Annotated in this window: 2 rRNA genes (1 of these 2 cut by a window edge); both read left to right on the top strand. The window is 55.9% G+C overall.

The window, feature by feature from the left end:
• Positions 1–2,277 (top strand): 23S ribosomal RNA (locus tag H2509_RS08250) (it extends 444 nt beyond the left edge of the window).
• A gap of 72 nt (positions 2,278–2,349) precedes the next feature.
• A 5S ribosomal RNA gene (gene rrf, locus H2509_RS08245) occupies positions 2,350–2,465 on the top strand.
• The last annotated feature ends 35 nt before the right edge of the window (positions 2,466–2,500 follow it).

Raw genomic sequence — 2,500 nt, 5'->3', positions numbered from 1 at the left:
AAAAGCACCCCGACGAGGGGAGTGAAAGAGATCCTGAAACCGGATGCCTACAAACAGTCGGAGCCCGCGAGGGTGACGGCGTACCTTTTGTATAATGGGTCAGCGACTTAATTTAACGAGCAAGCTTAAGCCGGTAGGTGTAGGCGTAGCGAAAGCGAGTCTGAATAGGGCGACATAGTTCGTTGGATTAGACCCGAAACCGAGTGATCTAGCCATGACCAGGTTGAAGGCAAGGTAACACTTGCTGGAGGACCGAACCCACGCCTGTTGAAAAAGTCGGGGATGAGTTGTGGCTAGGGGTGAAAGGCCAATCAAACTCGGAAATAGCTGGTTCTCCGCGAAATCTATTTAGGTAGAGCGTCGGATGAATACTTCTGGGGGTAGAGCACTGGATGGGCTATGGGGACTCACCGTCTTACTGATCCTAACCAAACTCCGAATACCAGAAAGTACTATCCGGCAGACACACGGCGGGTGCTAACGTCCGTCGTGGAGAGGGAAACAACCCTGACCGCCAGCTAAGGTCCCTAAATCATGGCTAAGTGTGAAAGGATGTAGAACTCCCAAAACAACCAGGATGTTGGCTTAGAAGCAGCCATCATTTAAAGAAAGCGTAACAGCTCACTGGTCTAATCAAGGGGTTCCGCGCCGAAAATGTAACGGGGCTAAAGCCATGTACCGAAGCTGCGGGTGTGCGTAAGCACGCGGTAGCGGAGCGTTCCGTAAGCTGATGAAGGAGGACCCGTGAGGGCCTCTGGAGGTATCGGAAGTGCGAATGCTGACATGAGTAACGATAAAGGGGGTGAGAGACCCCCTCGCCGAAAGTCCAAGGGTTCCTGCGCAACGCTAATCGGCGCAGGGTTAGCCGGCCCCTAAGGCGAGGCCGAAAGGCGTAGTCGATGGGAACGGGGTTAATATTCCCCGGCCTGCGGGTGGTGACGGATGCTGTGTGTCGTATTCCCTTACTGGATTGGGAATGCGGCGAAGGTGTCCCAGGAAATAGCCCCCGCGTACAGACCGTACCCGAAACCGACACAGGTGGACTGGTAGAGCATACCAAGGCGCTTGAGAGAACTGTGCTGAAGGAACTCGGCAAATTGCTCCCGTAAGTTCGCGAGAAGGGAGCCCCGGGCTTGGGCAACCAGGTTCGGGGGGCACAGACCAGGGGGTGGCGACTGTTTATCAAAAACACAGGGCTCTGCGAAGCCGCAAGGCGACGTATAGGGTCTGACGCCTGCCCGGTGCCGGAAGGTTAAGAGGAGGTGTGCAAGCACCGAATTGAAGCCCCGGTAAACGGCGGCCGTAACTATAACGGTCCTAAGGTAGCGAAATTCCTTGTCGGGTAAGTTCCGACCTGCACGAATGGCGTAACGACTTCCCCGCTGTCTCCAGCACAGACTCAGTGAAATTGAATTCCCCGTGAAGATGCGGGGTTCCTGCGGTCAGACGGAAAGACCCCGTGCACCTTTACTACAGCTTCACACTGGTATTCGTGTCGACATGTGTAGGATAGGTGGTAGGCGTTGAAGCGCGGGCGCCAGCTCGCGTGGAGCCACCCTTGAAATACCACCCTTGTCTGCATGGATATCTAACCGCGGCGCAACAACGCCCGGGACAGTGTGTGGCGGGTAGTTTGACTGGGGCGGTCGCCTCCCAAAGTGTAACGGAGGCGCGCGAAGGTGGGCTCAGAGCGGTCGGAAATCGCTCGTCGAGTGCAATGGCATAAGCCTGCCTGACTGCGAGACTGACAAGTCGAGCAGAGTCGAAAGACGGCCATAGTGATCCGGTGGTCCCTCGTGGAAGGGCCATCGCTCAACGGATAAAAGGTACGCCGGGGATAACAGGCTGATGATGCCCAAGAGTCCATATCGACGGCATCGTTTGGCACCTCGATGTCGACTCATCACATCCTGGGGCTGGAGCAGGTCCCAAGGGTTCGGCTGTTCGCCGATTAAAGTGGTACGTGAGTTGGGTTCAGAACGTCGCGAGACAGTTCGGTCCCTATCTGCCGTGGGTGTAGGAGAATTGAGAGGATCTGTCCCTAGTACGAGAGGACCGGGATGGACACACCTCTGGTGGACCTGTTGTCGCGCCAGCGGCATTGCAGGGTAGCTATGTGTGGAAGGGATAACCGCTGAAGGCATCTAAGCGGGAAACCCACCTCAAAACCAGTTCTCCCTGAAGAGCCGTGGAAGACCACCACGTCGATAGGCCGGGTGTGGAAGCGCAGCAATGCGTGAAGCTTACCGGTACTAATAGCTCGTTCGGCTTGATCACTCTCATTAATCAATGCCCATCAAAACAAACAAACAAGACCAGTTCACTCCCTCAGTACTTGCGCTAAGCCGGCCTGGTGGCCCTTGCGGGGAAACCAGCACCCGATCCCATTCCGAACTCGGCCGTGAAATGCCCCAGCGCCAATGATACTGCGGCTCAAGCCGCGGGAAAGTAGGTCGCCGCCAGGCCCGCTTAACGCATGTATATAAGGGAATATCTCTAC

It is taken from the genome of Stappia albiluteola, assembly GCF_014050225.1.
GTDB lineage: Bacteria > Pseudomonadota > Alphaproteobacteria > Rhizobiales > Stappiaceae > Hongsoonwoonella > Hongsoonwoonella albiluteola.
Note: the sequence above shows the minus strand (reverse complement) of the source record. Positions and strands in the feature narration are given on the sequence as shown.